This is a genomic window from Mycobacterium rhizamassiliense (assembly GCF_900157375.1).
In the GTDB taxonomy this organism is placed as follows: domain Bacteria; phylum Actinomycetota; class Actinomycetes; order Mycobacteriales; family Mycobacteriaceae; genus Mycobacterium; species Mycobacterium rhizamassiliense.
Genome location: NZ_LT721901.1, coordinates 2,206,901 through 2,228,448 on the forward strand (window position 1 = coordinate 2,206,901; position 21,548 = coordinate 2,228,448).

General features: G+C 65.7%; 21 protein-coding genes and 2 pseudogenes. 18 read left to right on the forward strand and 5 right to left on the reverse strand.

Annotation, left to right across the window (positions count from 1 at the left end):
- Positions 1 to 133 precede the first annotated feature (133 nt).
- From MRAB57_RS10765 to MRAB57_RS10820, 12 genes and pseudogenes are all read left to right on the forward strand, one after another.
- A complete protein-coding gene (locus tag MRAB57_RS10765) occupies positions 134 to 325 on the forward strand; it encodes a ferredoxin (protein ID WP_077087552.1) in 192 nt (63 codons plus the stop codon).
- 35 nt (positions 326 to 360) lie between these two features.
- A complete protein-coding gene (locus tag MRAB57_RS10770; RefSeq protein WP_077087553.1) occupies positions 361 to 1,275 on the forward strand; it encodes a 3-oxoacyl-ACP reductase in 915 nt (304 codons plus the stop codon).
- A gap of 235 nt (positions 1,276 to 1,510) precedes the next feature.
- Entirely contained in the window at positions 1,511 to 2,275 is a 765-nt protein-coding gene (locus MRAB57_RS10775; RefSeq protein ID WP_077087554.1) for an MlaE family ABC transporter permease, read from the forward strand.
- Between the two features lie 7 nt (positions 2,276 to 2,282).
- Positions 2,283 to 3,125, forward strand: coding sequence for an MlaE family ABC transporter permease (locus tag MRAB57_RS10780; RefSeq protein WP_077087555.1), 843 nt, complete (start codon positions 2,283 to 2,285; stop codon positions 3,123 to 3,125).
- Between the two features lie 20 nt (positions 3,126 to 3,145).
- Positions 3,146 to 4,348: an MCE family protein gene (locus MRAB57_RS10785; RefSeq protein ID WP_077087556.1), complete on the forward strand. Its 1,203-nt coding sequence runs from the start codon at positions 3,146 to 3,148 to the stop codon at positions 4,346 to 4,348.
- Entirely contained in the window at positions 4,348 to 5,400 is a 1,053-nt protein-coding gene (locus MRAB57_RS10790) for an MCE family protein (RefSeq protein WP_077087557.1), read from the forward strand. Before MRAB57_RS10785 ends, MRAB57_RS10790 begins: the two co-directional genes overlap by 1 nt.
- A complete protein-coding gene (locus MRAB57_RS10795) occupies positions 5,390 to 6,454 on the forward strand; it encodes a virulence factor Mce family protein (RefSeq protein WP_077087558.1) in 1,065 nt (354 codons plus the stop codon). The genes MRAB57_RS10790 and MRAB57_RS10795 overlap by 11 nt, the downstream gene beginning before the upstream one ends.
- Positions 6,451 to 7,869, forward strand: a complete 1,419-nt coding sequence (locus MRAB57_RS10800; protein ID WP_077087559.1) for a virulence factor Mce family protein — start codon at positions 6,451 to 6,453, stop codon at positions 7,867 to 7,869. The genes MRAB57_RS10795 and MRAB57_RS10800 overlap by 4 nt, the downstream gene beginning before the upstream one ends.
- Positions 7,866 to 9,023, forward strand: coding sequence for a virulence factor Mce family protein (locus MRAB57_RS10805; protein ID WP_077087560.1), 1,158 nt, complete (start codon positions 7,866 to 7,868; stop codon positions 9,021 to 9,023). The genes MRAB57_RS10800 and MRAB57_RS10805 overlap by 4 nt, the downstream gene beginning before the upstream one ends.
- Positions 9,024 to 9,034: 11 nt before the next feature.
- Positions 9,035 to 10,762 (forward strand): annotated as a pseudogene (locus tag MRAB57_RS10810) (virulence factor Mce family protein).
- On the forward strand, positions 10,762 to 11,448 hold the full coding sequence (locus MRAB57_RS10815; protein ID WP_077087561.1) for a mammalian cell entry protein: 687 nt from the start codon (positions 10,762 to 10,764) through the stop codon (positions 11,446 to 11,448). Before MRAB57_RS10810 ends, MRAB57_RS10815 begins: the two are co-directional and overlap by 1 nt.
- Positions 11,448 to 11,939, forward strand: coding sequence for a mammalian cell entry protein (locus MRAB57_RS10820; RefSeq protein ID WP_077087562.1), 492 nt, complete (start codon positions 11,448 to 11,450; stop codon positions 11,937 to 11,939). Before MRAB57_RS10815 ends, MRAB57_RS10820 begins: the two co-directional genes overlap by 1 nt.
- Before the next feature lie 10 nt (positions 11,940 to 11,949).
- Here MRAB57_RS10820 and MRAB57_RS10825 read toward each other — a convergent pair whose 3' ends face one another.
- The 3 genes from MRAB57_RS10825 to MRAB57_RS10835 all read right to left on the reverse strand — a co-directional run bounded on the left by MRAB57_RS10825 (position 11,950) and on the right by MRAB57_RS10835 (position 14,244).
- A complete protein-coding gene (locus MRAB57_RS10825; protein ID WP_077087563.1) occupies positions 11,950 to 12,528 on the reverse strand; it encodes a hypothetical protein in 579 nt (192 codons plus the stop codon).
- Between the two features lie 69 nt (positions 12,529 to 12,597).
- Complete coding sequence (locus MRAB57_RS10830; protein WP_077087564.1) at positions 12,598 to 14,079, reverse strand: alpha,alpha-trehalose-phosphate synthase (UDP-forming); 1,482 nt, start codon at positions 14,077 to 14,079, stop codon at positions 12,598 to 12,600.
- A complete protein-coding gene (locus MRAB57_RS10835; protein ID WP_108637924.1) occupies positions 14,080 to 14,244 on the reverse strand; it encodes a hypothetical protein in 165 nt (54 codons plus the stop codon). It lies immediately after the preceding gene.
- Between the two features lie 597 nt (positions 14,245 to 14,841).
- Between MRAB57_RS10835 and MRAB57_RS29700 the strand changes: the two are divergent.
- The 5 genes and pseudogenes from MRAB57_RS29700 to MRAB57_RS10855 all read left to right on the forward strand — a co-directional run.
- Positions 14,842 to 14,910, forward strand: a pseudogene (locus tag MRAB57_RS29700) (DivIVA domain-containing protein); the annotation flags it as partial.
- A gap of 180 nt (positions 14,911 to 15,090) precedes the next feature.
- Entirely contained in the window at positions 15,091 to 15,849 is a 759-nt protein-coding gene (locus MRAB57_RS28795; RefSeq protein ID WP_173813880.1) for a hypothetical protein, read from the forward strand.
- A 114-nt stretch (positions 15,850 to 15,963) separates the two neighbouring features.
- Positions 15,964 to 16,899 carry an enoyl-CoA hydratase gene (locus MRAB57_RS10845; RefSeq protein ID WP_077087566.1) on the forward strand — a complete coding sequence of 312 codons (936 nt, stop codon included), beginning with the start codon at positions 15,964 to 15,966 and terminating at the stop codon, positions 16,897 to 16,899.
- A 126-nt stretch (positions 16,900 to 17,025) separates the two neighbouring features.
- The gene (locus MRAB57_RS10850) at positions 17,026 to 17,859 is read left to right on the forward strand and encodes an SDR family oxidoreductase (protein ID WP_077087567.1); all 834 of its coding nucleotides are present in this window, start codon (positions 17,026 to 17,028) and stop codon (positions 17,857 to 17,859) included.
- Between the two features lie 14 nt (positions 17,860 to 17,873).
- Positions 17,874 to 18,659 carry an SDR family NAD(P)-dependent oxidoreductase gene (locus MRAB57_RS10855; RefSeq protein WP_077087568.1) on the forward strand — a complete coding sequence of 262 codons (786 nt, stop codon included), beginning with the start codon at positions 17,874 to 17,876 and terminating at the stop codon, positions 18,657 to 18,659.
- Positions 18,660 to 18,669: 10 nt separating this feature from the next.
- Here MRAB57_RS10855 and MRAB57_RS10860 read toward each other — a convergent pair whose 3' ends face one another.
- Positions 18,670 to 20,244: an LCP family protein gene (locus MRAB57_RS10860; RefSeq protein ID WP_077087569.1), complete on the reverse strand. Its 1,575-nt coding sequence runs from the start codon at positions 20,242 to 20,244 to the stop codon at positions 18,670 to 18,672.
- 277 nt (positions 20,245 to 20,521) lie between these two features.
- On the opposite strand from MRAB57_RS10860, the gene MRAB57_RS10865 reads away from it, so the two are divergent.
- The gene (locus MRAB57_RS10865) at positions 20,522 to 21,112 is read left to right on the forward strand and encodes a hypothetical protein (protein ID WP_077087570.1); all 591 of its coding nucleotides are present in this window, start codon (positions 20,522 to 20,524) and stop codon (positions 21,110 to 21,112) included.
- Between the two features lie 41 nt (positions 21,113 to 21,153).
- Here the strand turns inward: MRAB57_RS10865 and MRAB57_RS10870 are convergent, their stop codons facing one another.
- Positions 21,154 to 21,540, reverse strand: coding sequence for an integrase (locus tag MRAB57_RS10870; protein ID WP_245835894.1), 387 nt, complete (start codon positions 21,538 to 21,540; stop codon positions 21,154 to 21,156).
- Positions 21,541 to 21,548: the final 8 nt, after the last annotated feature.

A 21,548-nucleotide genomic window follows, 5' to 3' on the forward strand; every position in this document is an offset into this window, starting at 1 on the left:
TCGCCTTCCCGGTTGTAACACGTTCTAGTCTTGGAATCCAGCGACCGTTTCGTCAGACGCGGCGGGGCCCTATGGTGGAGCTACCCAATCAAGGGTATGGGGCCACACCGGGGTCAGCTTCAAGGAGGGTGCCGTGCGGGTGATCGTGGATCGAGACCGGTGCGAAGGTAACGCGGTGTGCTTGGGAATCGCGCCAGATATCTTCGACCTGGACGACGAGGACTATGCCGTCGTGAAAACCGATCCGATACCGTCCGACCAAGAAGATCTGGCCGAGCAGGCGATCGCCGAGTGCCCGCGCGCGGCGCTGACGCGCGAAGACTAACGACGAGTGTCCCGAAAACTAGAGGTATTCATAAATTGACTAGCAGCACGAACGCGACCGATCTATCCGGAAAGGTCGCGGTGGTTACCGGCGCGGCCGCGGGGCTGGGACGCGCCGAGGCCCTGGGCCTGGCAAGCCTGGGCGCCACCGTCGTCGTCAATGACATCGCGTCGGCGCTCGACGCCTCCGATGTCATCGACGAGATCAATGCGACCGGCTCCAAAGCCATCGCGGTCGCCGGCGACATCAGCGAGCGCTCGACCGCCGACGAACTGGTCTCGACCGCCGACGGCCTGGGCGGCCTGTCTATCGTGGTGAACAACGCCGGCATCACCCGGGACCGGATGCTGTTCAACATGTCCGACGAGGAGTGGGACCAGGTCATCGCCGTGCACCTGCGCGGCCACTTCCTGCTCACCCGCAACGCGGCCACCTACTGGCGCAATAAGGCGAAGGATGCCGGGGGCTCGATCTTCGGCCGCATCGTGAACACTTCGTCGGAGGCCGGTCTGGTGGGCCCGGTGGGGCAGGCCAACTACGGCGCGGCCAAGGCGGGCATCATCTCGCTCACGTCGACGGCCGCGCGGGCGCTGGGCCGCTACGGCGTGAGCGCGAACGCGATCTGCCCGCGGGCCCGCACCGCGATGACCGCCGACGTGTTCGGTGCGGCGCCGGATGTCGAGGAGGGCGGCGTCGACCCGCTGTCGCCGGACCACGTGGTGAGCCTGGTCAAGTTCCTGTCGTCCCCGGCTGCGGCACGGGTGAACGGGCAGGTTTTTATCGTCTACGGTCCCCAGGTGACGCTTGTTTCGGCGCCGGTCGCCGAGCACAGGTTCATCGCGGACGGCTCCGCATGGGAGCCCGCGCAACTCAGCGGCGCACTCGAAAACTACTTTGCTGACCGCGATCCGGAGATTGGATTTTCGGCGGTTGGGCTCATGGAGCAATAGCCGCTAAATGCCACTTCTTGAGGGGGAAATGGGCTAGTAGAACGTGTGTCAGATTGGAAATTCCGTAACTGCGTTGACCTGGATAAATTAACGCTTTGGATACGGAATTCCTGTTCATTGACAGGTGTGAACTTCTTTGAGTTAATATGAGCCGGCTCACAGCGAGCCGAGTGCGAACGAGGACTGTACCGAGGCGACGCACACTTCGCCGTGAGCAGCAAAGGGGGCTATCGGGTTGATCGAACAACTTGCCGTGCCCGCCCGCGCTGTCGGCGGGTTTTTTGAAATGATGATCGATACCGGCCGCGCCTCAGTGCGACGGCCGTTTCAATTCCGCGAGTTCCTGGATCAGACCTGGATGATCGCGCGCGTGTCGCTGGTCCCCACGCTTCTGGTGTCCATCCCGTTCACGGTCCTGGTGGCCTTCACGCTCAACATCCTGCTGCGGGAAATCGGCGCGGCCGACTTGTCCGGCGCCGGAACGGCGTTCGGCACCATCACTCAGCTGGGCCCGGTGGTGACGGTGCTCGTGGTGGCCGGCGCCGGCGCCACGGCCATCTGTGCCGACCTGGGCGCCCGGACCATCCGCGAAGAGATCGACGCGATGCGGGTGTTGGGCATCGACCCGATCCACCGGCTGGTGGTGCCCCGCGTCTTGGCGTCCACGGTCGTCGCGCTGTTGCTCAACGGTTTGGTGTGCGCCATCGGGTTGTCCGGCGGCTACGTCTTCTCGGTGTTCCTCCAGGGCGTCAACCCCGGGGCGTTCATCAACGGGCTGACCGTGTTGACGGGACTGCGCGAGTTGGTGCTCGCGGAGGGCAAGGCGCTGTTGTTCGGTGTGATGGCCGGCCTGGTCGGGTGCTACCGCGGCCTGACCGTCAAGGGTGGGCCGAAGGGCGTCGGCAACGCGGTCAACGAGACCGTCGTCTACGCCTTCATCTGCCTGTTCGTCATCAACGTGGTGATGACCGCCATCGGCGTCCGGATTTCGGCGAAGTGAGCGGCGCATGAGCTACGACCTCACTTTCCGGTTCCGAAATATCGCGTCACGGTTGCAAGGCCCGGTGGACGACTTCGGTGAGCAGGCACTGTTCTACGGCCAGACCGTGCGCTATGTCCCCAACGCGCTGACCCGCTATCGCAGGGAAACGATCCGGCTGGTCGCCGAAATGACACTGGGCGCCGGGGCGCTCGTCATGATCGGTGGCACCGTCGGCGTCGCGGCGTTCCTGACGCTGGCCTCCGGCGGTGTCATTGCGGTGCAGGGTTATTCGTCGCTGGGCAACATCGGTATCGAGGCGCTGACCGGCTTCCTGTCGGCGTTCCTCAATGTGCGCGTCGTCGCACCGGTGATCGCCGGCATCGCGTTGGCGGCCACCATCGGCGCGGGCGCCACCGCGCAACTGGGCGCCATGCGGGTATCGGAGGAGATCGATGCCGTGGAGTGCATGGCGGTGCACTCGGTGTCCTACCTGGTGTCGACCCGGCTGGTCGCCGGCCTCGTCGCGATCGTCCCGCTGTATTCGCTGTCGGTGCTGGCCGCCTTCTTCGCCGCCCGCTTCACGACGGTGTTCATCAACGGACAGTCGGCGGGCCTCTACGACCACTACTTCAATACCTTCCTCATCCCGTCGGACCTACTGTGGTCGTTCCTGCAGGCCATCGTGATGTCCATCGCGGTGATGCTCGTACATACCTATTACGGCTACAACACCACCGGTGGGCCGGTCGGCGTCGGCATCGCGGTCGGACAGGCGGTGCGGACCTCGCTGATCGTCGTGGTGGTCATTACTTTGTTCATCTCGCTAGCCGTTTACGGCGCGTCCGGTAACTTCAACCTCTCCGGATAAGAGACCCGCTTAAAAGGAACATGGCAGAGACAGACACGCGACGCACACACGTACGGCTGGCAGCGGCGCTGCTGGCCAGTTTGTTGGTGGCGTTCACCGTCCTGACCTACCTCTCCTACACGGCGGCCTTCGCCTCGGTCGACACCGTGACCATCGCGGCGCCGCGGGCCGGGCTGGTGATGGACAAGGGCGCCAAGGTCAAGTACCGCGGCGTCCAGATCGGCAAGGTCACCGACATCAACTACGCGGACGACCAGGCCCGCTTGACGCTCGCGATCAACAGCGACGACATGCACTTCATCCCGTCCAATGCCACAGTGCACATCGGAGGCAACACGATCTTCGGAGCGAAGTCGGTGGAATTCGTTCCGCCGCAAGCGCCTTCGCCGACGTCCCTGCGCCCGGACGCGCACCTGAGCGCCTCGGCGGTGCAGCTGGAAGTCAACACCTTGTTCCAGTCGCTGATCGACCTGCTGCACAAGGTCGACCCGGTCGAGCTGAACGGGACGCTGAGCGCGTTCGCCGAAGGCCTGCGCGGTCACGGCGACGACTTCGGCGCGCTGTTGTCAGGGCTGAATACCCTGACGCAGCAGACGAATCCGAAGCTCGGTGCGCTGCAGGAGGACTTCCGCAAGACCGCGGTCGTGACCAACATCTACGCCGACGCCGCCCCCGACCTCAACACGATCTTCGACAACCTGCCGACCATCAGTAAGACCGTGGTCGACCAGCAGAAGAATCTCAACGACACGTTGCTGTCCACGATCGGCCTGGCCAACAACGCCTACGAGACGCTGGAGCCGGCGGAGCAAGACCTGATTGATGCCCTCAACCGGCTACGGGCCCCGTTGAAGGTTGCCGGAGATTACTCACCCGAATTCGGTTGCCTCTTCAGGGGTGTCGACCGCGGGCTCAAGGAGTTCGGTCCGATTCTCGGTGTCCGCAAGGCCGGTCTGTTCACGTCGTCCAGCTTCGTGCTGGGCGCGCCCGCGTACACCTACCCGGAGTCGCTGCCGATCGTCAACGCCTCCGGCGGCCCGAACTGCCGCGGTTTGCCCGACATCCCGAACAAGCAGCACGGCGGTTCGTGGTTCCGGTCGCCATTCCTGGTCACCGACAACGCCAATGTCCCATATGAGCCGTTCACCGAGCTGCAGTTCGACGCGCCCTCGACGTTGCAGTTCCTGTTCCACGGTTCTTTCGCGGAACGGGACGACTTCTGATGCCCAAATCGGAGATGCCGTCGCACCGGTCGATGGTGATCAAGGTGAGCGCCTTCGCCGTGGCGATGCTGTTGGTGGCCGCCGGCCTGGTGGTGGTCTTCGGTGACTTCCGGTTCGGCTCCGAAAACACCTACCACGCAACATTTATCGACTCGTCTCGGCTGAAGGCGGGTCAGAAGGTCCGCATCTCCGGGGTGCCGGTCGGTGCGGTGAACGGGATCAAACTGAACCCCGACAACAGCGTGGACGTTGAGTTCGGCATCGACGATCGCTATACGCTCTACACCTCGACGCGCGCGGTGATCCGCTACGAGAACCTGGTCGGGGACAGATTCCTGGAGATCGCGTCGGGCCCGGGGGAGCTGCGTAAGCTGCCGGCCGGCGGCACGATCAACGCCCAACACACCCAGCCCGCACTGGATTTGGATGCGCTGCTGGGTGGGCTGCGCCCGGTGCTCAAGGGCTTGGACGCCGACAAGGTCAATACGATCAGCAGCGCGGTCATCGAATTGCTGCAAGGCCAGGGTGGGGCGTTGTCGAATGTGCTCGCCGACACTAATGCCTTCTCGACGACGTTGGGGCAACGCGATCAGCTCATCGGCGACGTGATCACCAACCTCAACACCGTGCTGGGCACCATCGACGAGAGAAGTGCGAAGTTCTCGGCCAGCGTCGACCAGTTGCAGCAGCTGATCACCGGGCTGGCCAAGAATAAGGACTCGATCGCGGGAGCCATCCCGCCGCTGGCGTCGACCACAGCGGATCTGACTGAGCTGCTGAAGAATTCACGCCGGCCGTTGCAGGGCATCCTGGAGAACACCCGGCCGCTGGCCACCGAGCTCGACAACCGCAAGGCCGAGGTGAACAACGACGTCGAGCAGCTGGCCGAAGACTATCTGCGGCTGTCCGCGCTCGGGGCCTACGGTTCCTTCTTCAACATCTACTTCTGCTCCGTGAGCATCAAGATCAACGGCCCGGCGGGCAGCGACATCCTCCTGCCCCTCGGCGGCCAGGTGGATCCCAGCCAGGGGAGGTGCGCTTTTGCCAAGTAGTGCCAGGCACGAACGTGATCCGTTGCGCACCGGGGTCTTCGGTGTGGTGCTGGTGATCTGCGTCGTCCTCATCGCCTTCGGCTACGCCAACCTGCCGTTCTATCCGCAGGGAAAGACTTACGACGCCTACTTCAGCGACGCCGGCGGCATCTCGCCCGGCAACGCCGTCTACGTCTCCGGCTTCAAAGTCGGCAAGGTGCAAGCGGTCGGTCTGGCCGGAGGCAGCGCGAAGGTGACGTTCTCGGTGGACCGGCACGTTGCGCTCGGTGACCAGTCGATGGCCGCGATCCGCACCGACACCATCCTCGGTGAGCGCTCGATTTCGGTGACGCCGGCCGGAACCGGCAAGGTGACGTCGATTCCGCTGAGCCGCACCACGACGCCCTACACGCTGGCCGGCGCGCTCGAGGACCTAGGCCAAAACGCGACCAACCTGGACAAGCCGCAGTTCGAACACGCGCTCAACGTCCTCACCGACACCCTGCACGACGCGACGCCGCAGCTGCGTGGCGCGCTGGACGGGGTGACCTCGTTGTCCCGCACGCTGGACCGCCGTGACGAGGCGCTGCAAAGCCTGCTGGCCCATGCGAAGTCGGTCACGGGCGTGCTGTCCCAGCGCGCAGACCAGGTCAACAAGCTGGTCGACGACGGCAACGAGCTGTTCGCCGCACTCGACGACCGGCGCGCCGCGCTGTCGCAATTGATCTCCGGCATCGACGGTGTCTCGGCACAGATTTCGGGGTTTGTGAACGACAACCGCAAGGAATTCGGCCCGGCATTGAGCAAGCTCAACGACGTCCTGAGCAATCTCAATGAGCGCCGCGACTACATCACCGAGGCCCTCAAACGGCTGCCCACCTATGCGACGGAGCTGGGCGAGGTCGTCGGTTCCGGACCCGGGTTCAACGTCAACGTCTTCGGTGTCATCCCCGCGCCCCTGTTGGCGACTATGTTCGACTTCTTCTACCAGCCGGGCAAGCTGCCGGCCAGCCTCTCCGACTACCTACGCGGCTTGATCCAGGAACGCTGGGTCGTCCGCCCGAAGTCGCCATGATCCAACGGATCGCGGGTAGCCGCGGGATTCGCTACGTCACCGTCATCGCGCTGGTCGCGGTGTTGGTGGGTGGCGTCTATGTGCTGTCCGTACAAGCGAATAGCCGAAAGGTCGTCGGCTACTTCGCTTCTGCTGTAGGGCTGTACCCCGGAGACCAGGTCCGCATCATCGGCGTCCCGGTCGGCACGATCGACTCGATCGAGCCCCGGCCGTCGGACGTGAAGATCACCATGTCGGTGTCCAACGACGTGAAGATCCCCAAGGATGCCAAGGCTATCATCATGTCGCCGAACCTGGTGGCGGCGCGGTTCATTCAGCTGACCCCCGTCTACAACGGCGGGGCGACGCTTCCTGCGGGCGGCAGCATCGATCTGTCGCGCACCGCCGTCCCGGTGGAGTGGGACGAGGTAAAGGAATCGCTGACTCAGCTGGCGGTCTCGCTCGGGCCGACGACGGGCTCGATGCAGGGACCGTTGGGCGCGGCGATCAACCAGGCCGCGGACACCTTCGACGGCAAGGGCGAATCGTTCCACAGCGCACTGCGCGAGCTGTCGCAAGTCGCAGGCCGACTGGGCGATTCGCGCGGCGACATCTTCGGCACCGTGAAGAATCTGCAGGTTCTGGTCAACGCCCTGTCGGCGAGCAATGAACAGATCGTGCAGTTCGCCGGGAGCGTCGCATCGGTATCGCAGGTGCTCGCCGACAGCTCGCGCCACCTGGACCACACGCTGGGCACGCTCAACCAGGCGCTCTCGGACATCCGCGGCTTCCTGCACGAGAACAACTCGACGCTGATCGATACGGTCAACCAGCTCAACGACTTTGCCAAGACGCTGAGCGACCAGAGCGACAACATCGAGCAGGTGCTGCATGTGGCGGGCCCCGGTATCGCCAACTTCTACAACATCTATGACCCGGCGCAGGGCACCCTGAACGGCCTGCTGTCGATCCCGGAGTTCGCCAACCCGGTGCAGTTCATCTGCGGGGGTTCCTTCGAGACCGCTGGCGGGCCCAAGGCGCCCGATTACTTCCGGCGTGCCGAGCTGTGCCGCGAGCGGCTCGGACCGGTGCTGCGCCGGTTGGCGGTGAACTACCCGCCGATCATGTTCCACCCGCTGAACACGATCACGGCGTACAAGGGGCAGATCATCTATGACACTCCCGAGACAAAAGCCAAGGCGCAGACGCCGATTCCGCAGCTGACGTGGATACCGGCCAACGGTAACCCCGCGCCCCCCGCCCAGAATCCCGCCGATCTGCAGGCCCTGCTGGTGCCGACGGCCCCACAGGCCGGACCGGCCGGCGCCAACGCGCCCGCCCCGGGACCGGGTCCGGGCTCCGCGTTCGGTCCGCTGCCCGGACCGCCGCAGGGGCCCTCTGCGGGGCTGCAAAACGGCCAGGACGGTGGCCAGTGAGCCGAATCTGGTTGCGCGCCAGTGCCTTGGCCGTCGGCGGCGTCCTGCTCGCGGGGTGCCAGTTCAACGGGCTGAATTCGCTGGCGATGCCCGGAACGCGCGGCCACGGCAGCGGCGCCTACACGATCACCGTCGACATGGCCGACGTGGCGACGCTGCCGCAGAACTCGCCGGTGATGATCGACGATGTCACCGTCGGCAGTGTCTCGGGCATCCAGGCCCAGCAGCGACCCGACGGATCCTTCTATGCGGCAGTGCAATTGGCGCTGGACAAAAACGTCGTGCTGCCGGCGAACGCGACCGCGGCCGTATCGCAGACGTCGTTGCTGGGATCGCTGCATATCGACCTGGCCGCACCCAAGGGCAAGCCGGCGACCGGCAGGCTGGTCGACGGATCGAAGATCTCGGAATCCAACACGAGCCGCTTCCCCACCACCGAGGAGGTGTTCTCCGCCCTCGGTGTCGTGGTGAACAAGGGCAATCTCGGTGCGCTGCAGGAGATTACCGACGAGACCTACCAGGCCTTCGCCGGTCGGCAAGACAAGTTGACCGGCCTGCTGCCGCGGCTGGCCGAGTTGACATCGGGGCTCAATCGCCAGGTTAACGACATCGTCGACGCGGTCGACGGACTCAACCGATTCTCGGCGACCCTGGCCCGCGACAAGGACAACCTGGGCAAGGCGCTGGATAGCCTGCCCGAAGCGATTCGCGTGCTCAACAAGAACCGGGACCACATCGTCGACGCGTTCGCCAGCCTGAAAAAGCTGGCGACGGTCTCGTCGAATGTACTGTCGAAAACCAAGGTGGACTTCGCCGCGGACCTCAAGGACCTGTATTCGGTCGTCAAGGCGCTCAACGACAACCGCAAGACCTTTGTCACCTCGCTGCAGCTCTTGCTGACGTTCCCATTCCCCAACTACGGCATCAAGCAGGCCGTGCGCGGCGACTATCTCAATGTGTTCACCACCTTCGACCTCACCTTGCGGCGGCTCGGTGAAACGTTCTTCACCACGTCGTACGCACTCGATCCGAACATGATGCATATGAGCGAGATCGTCAACGCGCCCGATTTCTTGACCGGCGAACTGGCCAACCTGTCCGGACAGGCGGCCGACCCGTTCAAGATTCCGCCCGGCACGGCAACGGGACAGTAGGGGCGGCGCAGATGATCGACAGACTTACGAAGATTCAGCTCGGCATATTCGCGGTGATCACCGCCGTCACGCTGATCATCATGGCCATCTTCTACCTGCGGCTGCCCGCCACGCTCGGCATCGGAACATACGGTGTGAGTGCCGATTTCGTCGCGGGTGGCGGCCTGTACAAGAACGCGAACGTGACCTACCGGGGCGTCGCGGTCGGCAGGGTCGAGTCGGTGGGACTGAACCCCAACGGCGTCACCGCCGAGATGCGGTTGAACAGTGGGACGCCCATCCCGTCGAATGTCACCGCCAGCGTCAAGAGCGTGTCCGCTGTCGGTGAGCAATAAATCGACCTGGTGCCGCCGGGCAGCCCGACATCGGCCAAGCTGCACAACGGCTCTCGAATCGACCGGGCCAACACCCGGATCGGCCAGGACGTCGCCGACCTGCTGAAGCGGGCCGAGACCCTGGTCAACAGCCTCGGTGACACGCGGTTGCGCGACTTGCTGCACGAGACATTCCAGGCGGCCAATGGTTCCGGACCCGAGCTGGCCAGGCTGATCGAATCGGCACGGCTGCTGGTCGACGAGGCCAACGCGAACTACCCGCAGGTCTCGCAGCTGATCGATCAGGCGGGCCCGTTCCTGCAGGCTCAGATTCGCTCCGGCGCCGACATCAAGTCCCTGTCGGATGGGTTGGCGCGCTTCACCTCCGAGGTGCGCCAGGCCGATCCGCAGTTGCGCTCGACGCTGGCGACCGCGCCGGATGCGGCCGACGAGGCCAGCACCGCGTTCTCCGGTATCCGTCCGAGTTTCCCGGCGCTGGCCGCGAGCCTGGCCAACCTGGGCCGGGTCGGCGTGATCTACCACAAGTCGATCGAGCAGCTCCTCGTGGTGCTGCCGGCGCTGTTCGCCGCGATCATCACGATCGCGGGTGGTCCTCCTATCGACGAGGGCGGCAAGCTGGACTTCAAGCTCGACCTCAACGACCCGCCGCCGTGCGCCGTCGGCTTCCTGCCACCGCCGATGATGCGCACTCCGGCGGACGAGACGGTGCGCGAGCTCCCGCGGGACATGTACTGCAAGGTCGCACAGAACGACCCCAGTACCGTTCGTGGCGCGCGCAACTATCCCTGCCAGGAGTTCCCCGGCAAGCGGGCGCCGACGATTCAGCTCTGTCGTGACCCGAAAGGCTATGTGCCGGTAGGCCGTAACCCGTGGCGCGGCCCGCCCGTCCCGTACAACACCCCGGAAACAAACGGGCTGAACACGTTGCCGCCCAACAAGTTCCCGTACATCCCGCCGGAAGCCGAACCTGATCCGGGTATCGCCATTGCCGGGCCGCCCCCTCCGGGCGTGGTGCCCGGGCCTGGTCCGCTGCCCAACCACCAGCCGGCCTACGCTCCGCCGCCGCCCAACGACAGCGGGCCGCCGCCGGGCAACCCGTCGTGGATGCCGCCCGGCAATCCGCCGGTGCCCCCGCAGCTTCCGTACCCGAAGTGGCTGCCGCCGCCGGCGCCGCCGGTGGGCATCAACCCGCCGCCGGCCGGACCGGGACCCGAGAAACCGTGGGGTCCGCCGCCTGGTCCCGCTGCGCCGCCGCAGGCGAGCGGCCCGGCCTACACCACCTATGACCAGAACACCGGAGCCTTCAGGGACCCCGCAGGTGGCACTGGTATCTTCGCGGCCGGCGCCACCACGTCCGGCGCCGAGAATTGGGTGGACCTCATGCTTGATCCGAGGCCGATGTAGTGGCTTCTCCGACACCGCGGGTTCGTCGGCGCGCATCGCGGGCCGCGGGCCCGGCGAAGGGCGAGGTCGACTCTTCCGCGACGGTCCAGCTCGAGGCTCCGGCGGAGCCGAAGCAGCCGGCCAAGCGGGCCAAGGCCCTCAAGACCGTCAAGCCGCCGCCGCGACGGCGGCCGCACCGCGTCCTGGTCGGGTGGATCTCGTTTGCGGCTGCGCTCTTGGCAATTGGCGCGCTGGCCGGTTGCCTGGCGGTCCTGGTCATCCAGCATCGGCATGCCCAGGCGGCGCAAGCACGCGATCAGCGCTTCGTCGACACCGCCACGCAGACGGTGGTCAACATGTTCAGCTACAAGCAGGACAACGTCGACGACAGCGTGAACCGGTTCTTCAACGGCACCAGCGGCCCGCTGCGCGGCATGCTGGGCGCCAACAACAACATCGACAACCTCAAGGCCCTGTTCCGTTCGACCAACGCGGCGTCCGAGGCAGTGATCAACGGCGCCGCCCTGGAGGGCATCGACACGGTCACCGACAACGCCTCGGTGCTGGTGTCGGTGCGCGTGACCGTGGCCGACATCGACGGAGTGCACAAACCGTCCATGCCGTACCGGTTGCGGGTGATCGTGCACGAGGATGAGCAGGGCCGGATGACCGGATACGACCTGAAGTATCCCGACGGGGGCAACTGATGCGTTGGCGGCGGTGGCTGCTCGCCATCGCGGGCTACCTTGTGGTCGCGGGCATCGTCGGATTGTCGGCGGCGACCGGCTGGTTCTACTGGGACCGGGTGCAGACCCGCGGTGAACAGGCGGCGCGTGCGGTGCTGCCCGGGTTGGCCGCCAGGGAAGTGCCTGAGGTGTTCGCCTACGACTATCAGACCGTGGAACGCAGTCTCGCACAGGCATATCCGCTGCTGACGCCGGACTACCGCCAGGAGTTTCAGAAGAGCGCCAACACGCAGATCATCCCGGAGGCCAAGAAGCGCGAGGTCGTCGTGCAGGCCAATGTCGTTGGTGTCGGCGTGATGTCGGCCAAGCGGGATTCGGCGTCGGTCATGGTCTATATGAACCGCACCGTCACCGACAAAACGCGCCAACCGCTGTATGACGGCAGCCGGTTACGAGTGGACTTCAAGAAGATCGGCGGCAAGTGGCTAATCGCCTACATTACGCCGATCTAACCGAACCCGATCAGTAGCAGATCGCAATGTTGTTGCACTGCATGGGATAACGCTGTACCGGGCTGGGCGGTGGCCCAGTCATCGCCAACGAGAACGGCTGCTTCTTCATCCCCGCCTGCAACCCGCAGACGGGACCATGCATGACCGTGTGGGTGCCGCTCATCGATTCGTCGCTGAAGGCCCAGCTCTCGGTGGTCGGAGCGGTGCCGCCGCCCGGGCATGAGACACCGTCGGACTTATCTATCGTGAAACTCCATAGCATGCTGGACATCCGGGCCCGGCCGCTGTAGTTCTGCAGCTTGTCGGCGGCACTGATCTTCTCGTCGGTGGTGCTCACGACGTTCAGTGCGCATTGCATCGCGAAAATGATCGGGTCGGAATAGTCGTTCATATTCCGGGTTCCGGACGGCTGATCGCATATTGACGAAAGGGTCCAGGTGACTCCGGAAACGCCCGACTCGTTGTAGGAGTAGGTGCCGTCCGCCGGCGGTCCGAGCGCGCGCGCCGGATTCCCCGACTCGAGCGCGATTCCCAGTGTGACGACCGAGCAGACGCCGGCCGTAGCGGCCAGCCCGCGACGGAGATTCACCGTGCTCTCCCTTCACCGATCCATCGAGTATCACAGCGTTTCGCCGCTAGCACCATGGGTTGGTCCGCGTTACTTGGAGCCGGGAGGATGCGCCTCGGACAGCGCATCGAGGAACGAGCGCGCCCAACGGTCGACGTCGTGCGCGAGCACCTGGCGCCGCAGCGCGCGCATCCGACGGCGCCCCTCCTCGTCCGTCTGACTCAGCGCCGCCTCGATGACGTCCTTGACCCCTTCGAGGTCGTGCGGGTTGACCAGATAGGCCTGACGCAATTCGGCTGCGGCGCCGGTGAATTCGGATAACACCAGCGCGCCGCCGAGGTCGTTGCGGCAGGCGACGTACTCCTTGGCCACCAGATTCATGCCGTCCCGCAACGGCGTCACGAGCATGACGTCGGCGGCGACGAAAAACGCGATCAGTTCGTCGCGGGGGACCGCGCGATGGATGTAATGCACCATGGGATGGCCGACCTCGGCGTATTCGCCGTTGATGTGGCCGACCTCGCGTTCGATGTCGTTGCGCAGCAGCTGATAGCTCTCCACGCGTTCGCGGCTCGGAGTCGCCAGCTGGACGAGCACGGTGTCGTCGCGTTTGATCCGCCCCTCGGCGAGCAGCTCGGAGAATGCCTTGAGCCGGACGTCGATGCCCTTGGTGTAATCGAGCCGGTCGACGCCGAGCATGATCTTGCGCGGGTTGCCCAGCTCGGCCCGGATTTCGCGGGCCCGGCGCTTGACGTGGCGATCGCGGGCGGCCTGGGCGAGCGCGCCGGAGTCGATGGAGATGGGAAACGCCCCCACCCGAACCGCGCGGTCCGCCACCTCCACTTCGCCGTACCGCGCGCGTACGCCGACGGATCCCCGCGACGTGTTCGCGCCGATCAGCCGTCGCGACAGGATCAGGAAGTTCTGGGCGCCGCCGGCCAGGTGGAATCCCACCAGATCGGCACCGAGCAGGCCCTTGATGATTTCGGTGCGCCACGGCATCTGCATGAACAGCTCGACCGGCGGGAACGGGATGTGCAGGAAGAAGCCGATAGTCAGGTCTGGCCGCAGCTCGCGCAGCATCTGCGGAACCAGCTGCAGCTGGTAGTCCTGCACCCAGACGGTCGCGCCCTTTGCGGCGGCGCGGGAGGTGGCTTCGGCGAAGCGGCGGTTGACGTCGACGTAGCGGTCCCACCATTCGCGGTGGTAGATCGGCTTGACGATGACGTCGTGGTAGAGCGGCCACAGTGTGGCGTTGGAGAACCCCTCGTAATACTCGGCGACGTCGTCGGTCGACAGGCTTACCGGGTGGAGCTGCAGGTCGTCCTGCTCGATGGGGTCGTGACCGATCTCGCCGCCGTCGTCGGTGATGCCGGGCCAGCCCACCCATGCCCCGCTGCGGCGGCGCAGTAGCGGCTCCAAGGCGGTGACCAGGCCGCCAGGGCTGCGTTTCCAGGTGGTGCTGCCGTCGGGCTGCCGCTCGAGATCGACCGGCAATCGATTGGCGACGACGACGAAGTCGGATTCCCCGAATTTCGGGGTCTTCGAGCCTTGGCCGCCCCTAGGAGCCATTTAGGCGTCGAGCTTTGCCGGTCCAATACCGAGCATGGACAGGAAGACGCGGCACTCGTCGGCGTCGTTGGCGTACGCCGCGACGACCCGCCTGGCCTGACTTGCCGTGCTGTCAGCCACCGGCTCCACATCGCCGATTTCGGCACCATCAGATTTCGTAGGCATAACACAACTCTAGGCGAAGGTGATCGTTCGCTCGTCAGCCATCTCGCGCGGGGCGGCTTCCGGGACCACCCGCGCGGCCGTCGAACCGCCGGGTCACGCCCCGAATGCCTTGCCGAAACCCGCCCGCAGTCATGTATTCACGCAAATATCCGAATTTGTTCACAAAGCCCGAATAGGGGCCCGTTGACATTCCCGATTGGTGGCGAAGGGGCGCCCGAGATATGCGTCAGAAAACCGTGTATTGAAATCCAGAGAAGGTGGCTCGGCGCAAATACCAGGCGATTTCTGCCCACTGCTTGGCGAATATGTACGGGGGCCCGCATGCCCACTGGCGAACCAGCCGCCGGCCGGAGCGGATCGACCGGCATCGGTTCGGCAGGGGTCGTGGCAGTCATCGCCGCGAAGTGCGGTAATCGGCTCTGCGCCGGGGTAATCCACGCCGTGGTGCCGGGCTGCGGGACCGCACCAGTCCGTCTACTGTCGGATGGCAGTTGTTCAAAGGCAAACCAGGATGCCCTCGCGGCAAAGGCATTATCCTGAGCCCCGGCGACCCATATTTTGACGTTGCGCCGCCGTCCACGACTTCGGGAGAAGAACATGGCTCTCACTCCAGCCGATGTTCACAATGTAGCGTTCTCCAGGGCGCGTGTTGGTAAGCGTGGTTACTGCGAGCAAGAAGTCGACCTTTTCATCGATCTCGTCGAGCAGGAGTTGATCCGCCACATCGAGGAAGACACCGAGCTCCGGCACCGAAACGCCGAGCTCCGCAACCGCGACGGTGGGCTGAAAAGGCGGGAAGCCGAGCTTGCTCAGCGCGACGCCGCCCTGCAGAAGCACGAGGCCGAGATGCACAAGCATGAAGCCGAGTTGCGTAAGCACCGGGCGCAGCTCGCCCACCAAGAAAGCCAGCTCGCCCAGCGCGCGACCCCGCTTCCCCAACAGGTGGCCCAGATCCGCTATCGGGAGGCTCAGGTCGCGCAGCGGGAAGCCCAAATCGCGCAGCGCCAGGCACAACTTGCCCACGAGGACGCGCAGCTGGCCCAGCGCGAGGTCGAGGTCCGCCAGCGGCAGGCCGAGCTGGCCCAGGGGGAGACCGAGCTGCGTTGGCAATCCGAAGAGCTCGAGCAACAAGAAGCCCAGCTCGTCGAGCGGGACTCCGAGCTGGCCCAGCAGGAAGCGGACCTGCAGGAGCAGGAAGTCAAACTGCAGCAGCTGCTGGATCAGCCGCATTCGGCCGAGATGGGCCTGGAGACGGCGAACAGGCAGGTGGCGCGGCCCTACCAGCAGCAATTGCGGGCGGTGCCGACACCCGTGGCGGTCAACGGGGCGCACGTGGAGGAGACGCGGGTCGCCGCGGTGCATGGGCGCCACGACATGGAGCGGATGGCGATCCGGGCCGTCACCGACACCCTCGGCAACACCGTGACCGAGACCGTCCACGAACGGACGCGCCGGAGCGCGATCGAGAATGCCGCTCCTGCGGCACCTCCCGAAGCGTCGGACCACATCGAGCAGCTGATGAAAGAGAACGCGGAACTCGCCCGGTCGCTTGGCCTGATCAAGTCCGCCGCGGCGCTCTTGGCGGCCGCGCTCGAGCAGCAGTAGCGCGCGACACCGGCTGGACCGGCGACCAACCCACCGCGGGAGTCGTTACGCGCTGGTCGTAATCTGTAAAGCGTCGACGCGACACGCAGCAGCCCGAGAACTGAGGTAGGCGGAATGACAGTCTCTGACCAAGCCGGCGCCGAGGCGGCCAACGCCAGCGCAAGCGAGCTGGTGGCCTACGAAACCCTCGACGAGGGCCGTATCGCCAGGATCTGGCTCAACCGTCCCGAGGCCCACAACGCGCAGAGCCGCGGCCTGCTGGTCCAGCTCGACGAGGCCTTCGGTCGCGCCGAGGCCGACGACACGGTCCGGGTGGTGATCCTGGCGGCGCGCGGCAGGAACTTCTCCGCCGGCCACGACCTGGGTTCCGAGCAGGCACTGGCCGAGCGCGCACCGGGGCCGGGCCAGCATCCGAGCTTCCGCGAACGCGGGGCCACGCTCGAGCCGATCATGGAGAAGCTGTACCACCAGGAATGGCACTATTTCTTCGAAAACACTTGCCGCTGGCGCGATTTGCGCAAGATAACCATCGCGCAGGTGCAGGGCAACGCGATCTCGGCCGGCCTGATGCTGATCTGGGCGTGCGACCTGATCGTCGCGGCCGACAACGCGAAGTTCAGCGACGTCGTCGCGGTCCGACTGGGCATGCCCGGCGTCGAATACTATGCACACCCTTGGGAATTCGGCCCGCGCAAGGCCAAAGAGCTTCTGCTGACCGGTGATTCGATCGACGCGGACGAGGCGCACCGGCTGGGCATGGTGTCGAAGGTTTTCCCGGTCGACGAGCTGGAGGACAAGACGCTCGAGTTCGCCCGCCGCATCGCCGAGCGGCCGACCATGGCGTCGCTGCTCATCAAGGATTCGGTCAACGCAGCGTCCGACGCGATGGGCTACACCGAGGCGCTGCGGCACGCGTTCCACGTCCACCTGCTGGGGCACGCGCACTGGGCGGCCTTCAACGAGAACCGGTGGCCGGTCGGCCAGCCGCCGCACGTCGAGGACTGGCGCAACGCGAAGCCGACGAAGGTGGCTCGCCGCGACGAGCCGTAGCCGCACGCTTGCGGTCGCACCCGCTGCTGTCGCACCCGCCTTTTAACGAGACGGGGGGTAGCGATATTCACGCCGAGGGCACATGCTTCTATAGCTAGAACTTGTTCCAGTTTGAGAGGGCCTCGCGTGCAGCTTTCTTTCGAAGACCGGACTTACCTGGTCACCGGTGGCGGCAGTGGAATCGGCAAGGGCGTAGCCGCCGGACTGGTCGCGGCCGGTGCCTCGGTGATGATCGTCGGGCGCAATCCCGACCGGCTGGCGGGGGCCGTCGAAGAGATCGAAGGGTTGCAGGCGAACGGCGGCGCGATCCGCTACGAGCCCGCCGACGTCACCAACGAGGACGAGGCGACGCGGGCCGTCGAGGCGGTGACCGCGTGGCACGGCAGGCTGAACGGCGTCGTGCACTGCGCGGGCGGCTCGGAGACCATCGGGCCGATCACCCAGATCGACTCGGAATTGTGGCGGCGCACTATCGATCTCAACGTCAACGGCACCATGTACGTGCTCAAGCACTCCGCTCGGGAAATGGTCCGCGGTGGCGGTGGATCGTTCGTCGGGATTTCGTCGATCGCGGCCAGCAACACCCACCGCTGGTTCGGCGCCTACGGCGTCAGCAAGGCGGCCGTCGACCACATGATGCAGCTGGCCGCCGACGAGCTCGGCCCGTCCTGGGTGCGCGTCAACAGCATTCGTCCAGGCTTGATCCGCACGGAATTGGTTGCGCCCGTGCTGGAGTCGCCGGAGCTCAGCGAGGACTATCGTCTCTGCACGCCGCTACCGCGGCCCGGTGAGGTCGAGGATATCGCCAACATGGCGATGTTCTTGCTCAGCGACGCGGCCAGCTATGTGACCGGGCAGCTCATCAATGTCGACGGCGGGGTGTTGGTGCGACGCGGTCCCGACTACTCGGCGATGCTCGAGCCGGTGTTCGGCGCCGACGGACTTCGTGGAGTGGTCTGAGCCGGGAGAATCAGATGAAAAGACTTGAAGGCAAACGGATTCTGGTGACCGGCGCCGCGTCGGGAATCGGCCAGGCCACCGCGGTGCGGCTGCTCAGCGAGGGCGCCGCCGTCGTGGCCGCCGACATCGCAGCCGACGGCCTGGACAACACCCGGGCCCAGGCCGGCGCCGACGCGGACCGGCTGACCACCATGGCATTAGACGTCGGCAACGAGGATTCGGTGATCGACGGTGTGGCGTCGGCCGTGGAGAAGCTGGGCGGCCTGGATTCGCTCGTCAACGCTGCTGGCATCCTGCGCGCCTGGCACACGCACGAGACCACCCTCGAGCAGTGGAACCGGATCATCGCCGTCAACCTGACGGGTACTTTTCTGGTCGTCCGCGAAGCGCTGCCTGCGCTGCTGGCGAATCCGCGCAGCGCAATCGTGAACTTCAGCTCCACCTCCGCGTCGTTCGCCCACCCGTACATGGCGGCCTATGCCGCGAGCAAGGGTGGCATTCAGGCCTTCACCCATTCCCTGGCGCTGGAATACGCGAAGGACGGCCTGCGCGCGGCGTGCGTGGCGCCCGGCAGCATCAAGTCCGGTATCACCGACGCCACCGGCGGCTACATCCCGCAGGACGCGGACTGGTCGCTGTTCCCCCGGCTCATGCCGATCCTGCCGACGACGGCGGAATCCAGCGGCGCGGGAATGGCCGAACCCAACGCGGTCGCCGGGGTGATCGCCATGCTGGTATCCGACGATGGGGCCTGGATCACCGGCACCGAAATCCGGATGGACGGCGGCACGCACGCCTAAGGGCGATGCGCTAGTTGACGCAGGGCACTCCGCCGCCGCCGATCGGCTTCCCCTGATCGGGCGTCGGGTAGCTCGAGGTGCCGTATCCGTACCCCGAACGCGAGCTCGATTTGCTCGTCGTCGTCGTGGTGGTCGTGGACGTGCTGTCGTCCATGGTGGTTTCGTCCGGGGGCGGCATCGTGAAGCTGGTGTCGACCGTGAGCTGGATGTGCCCGGCCTTGATGTCGGGATCCGGTTGGTTGGGGGCCTGCATGCCGAGCAACGTGGCCAGTTTGTGGGCGTCGGTGTCGGCGCCGGCGCCATACCGAATCGCGGAGTTGGCCGGCTCATCGGAGTTGCGGTCGCGGACCTGGCCGGCCGTGTAGCCGGACTTCTTGAGCGAGCGGGACACCTCGGAGGCAAGCCCGCTCATGCTGCCGGAGTTGATCACGTCGACGACGGTGTCGGGGCTGGGCTTGGCGGCGGTGGTGGTGGCGGTTGTCGACGGGCTGGCGCCGATCGCGGCGGCGATTTCGGACTTGATCGCGGCCGGATCGATGATGTTGACGTCCTGGCCGTCGATGGTGTCGTAGCGCACCACCGGCAGCGTCCGGAACTCCACCTGGCCCGCACCGGCGGCGCCCGCCAGCGCACCCAGGCGGCGGATCAGGTTGTCGTCCCAACCGGATGACAGCACCACGTCCTTGCGCGCGACCGCCATCAGGCTCTTGAGCTTGTCCAAGTTGGTGAACGTGCCGGCATCCTGCAGCTCGCGCATCACCGACGAAATGAAGGCCTGCTGCCGGTGCGTGCGGTCCAGGTCCCCGTTGTCCAGACCGTGCCGCTGCCGGACGAATGCCAGCGCCTGCGACGCGTTCAGCCGCTGCGGGCCCGCGGAGAAATCGGCACCCGAATACGAGTCGTAGACGTCGTGGTTCAGGCAGACGTTCACACCGCCGAGGCTCTGGGCCAGATCGTAGAAACCGGCCAGGTTGATCTCCGCGAAGTAGTCGATCGGCACCCCGGTCAGGGTCCGTACCGCCCGCAGCGTCGCCGCCCGGCCCGCTTCGCGGCCCTTCGTCTCGAGTTCCTTCTGGCTGCTGCCGCCCTGGTTCGCGAGCTTCTGCGCGACGTACTGCTTGGTCAGCCCGTACGCCTCTTTGATCTTGATGTGGTTGTATCCCGGGATTCCGTTCCATGCCACCCAGTCGTCGCGGGGGATGGAGAAGGCGACGACCTTATCGTCGGCGCCGACGTGGACGAGGATCAGCGTGTTGGTGTTGTAGCCGCCGTCGTCGGAATCGCCCGCATGCAGCTGCTTGAGGATCGAGTTGGGCAGGTCGTTGCCGTCCTGGTCTTTCCGCGAATCCAGGCCGATGAGCAGGATGTTCATCTCGTTGCCGCTGGATCGCGGATCCTCCGCGGTCAGCGCGTCCGAAACGGTGATGCCCCCAAGTGCCCCGTGGGCCACGTAGTATCCGGCCCCGGTCATCAGCACCGCGCCGAGTGACACCACGGTCATGAAGCCGCGGCTCAGCCCCTTGCGCAGAGCCGACGGCTGGCGAACCGCTCGATGGCGGTGACGCGCACCGCCAGAGCCTGCCATCAGATACCTCGACCTAACTCCAGCGCACCACTGGCTACCGCATCGGCGGTTTGCGGTGATGGCGCGGAAAGCATGAGGTCAAGTATGCGTTAACCAGCTGAGAAGCCTCCAATCGAAGCGGGCCGCGAACAGGGCCTACGCCGAGCGGTGTGCCCGGGCTCACGTAGCCCAACAGGCGAAACACCCTGCGGCGATCTCCCCGCTACCAGCGCATTCTGGCTAAGATGCGCCGAACTCGCGGCCCGCGGGAATCTCGGCGGAATCTCAGGAGGAATGCGTGGTTGATGAGATCGAGCCCGATTCGTCACCGGGCGGAGACCGCGGCATCCGCGGCTCCTGGGCCCGAATCCCGGCGGGGGCGCAGCTGGTCATCCCCATCGCCCTGCTGCTGGCCGTCGTGGTCGTCAGCTTCTACAACTGGGTGCGGCCCGAACACGACGACTGGTCGCGCCTGCCGAGCCGGCTCGTTTGCCAGGTGCAGTCCGGCCTGGTTCCGCCGCCGTCGGTGACCGTGGCTTCCGTCGACGTCGCGCATCCCCACGGCAACGTGCTGCAGCTGGCGGTTCATTTCGCGCAGGCGCTGCCGCCGCCACCGGGCGACCAGCTCACCTACAGCCTCGCCAACAACGGCTCCCCGTTCGCCGTCCTGAACACCCAGCAGGGCAGCAACGACCTGGCGATCCGCAACGTGCGAACGACGGGCGGCGCAGACGTCCGCTCGGGCAAGAGCACCAACGCCACCCGGACCCTGCCCGACACCGTCGAGATGGTGCTCGACCTAACGAAGTTCGGCATCGAGAAGGAATTGATCAGCCCCACCCTGACGGTCACGTCGCAGGGTAACGCGATGCAGGTCTGTCACGGCTAGTCACCTCCGGCATTGTGAGAGGCTAACCGGCGCAGCGCTTTTCAGCAGTACAGATATTCGATGTGCCAGCGGCCGTTGACGTAGTCGGCGCGGTATTGACCGCCCAGCTGCGGATTGGCGTCGTGGATCACGCCGGTGCCCCCGACGTTGGGACTGAAGCCGGGTGGGTCCCAGGTGATGGACTGCGGGTTGGGCGGCATGCTGGGCGTGCACCCGACCTGCTTGGCGTTGTAGCCGTCGATGATCTTCCGCTCGGCGGTCGCCTGATCACCGGCGTCCGGCGGGGGATCGTTGGCGCACAACGTGTTTGGGCCGCAGGTTCCGCGCCAGGCATCGACGAGCGTGACCTGGGGTACCGGTGCGCACAGCGTCGCCAACATTGTCACAACCAGCGCGGGGGCAAGGCCGGCCCCGATGCGGATCCGCATAGTCCCTC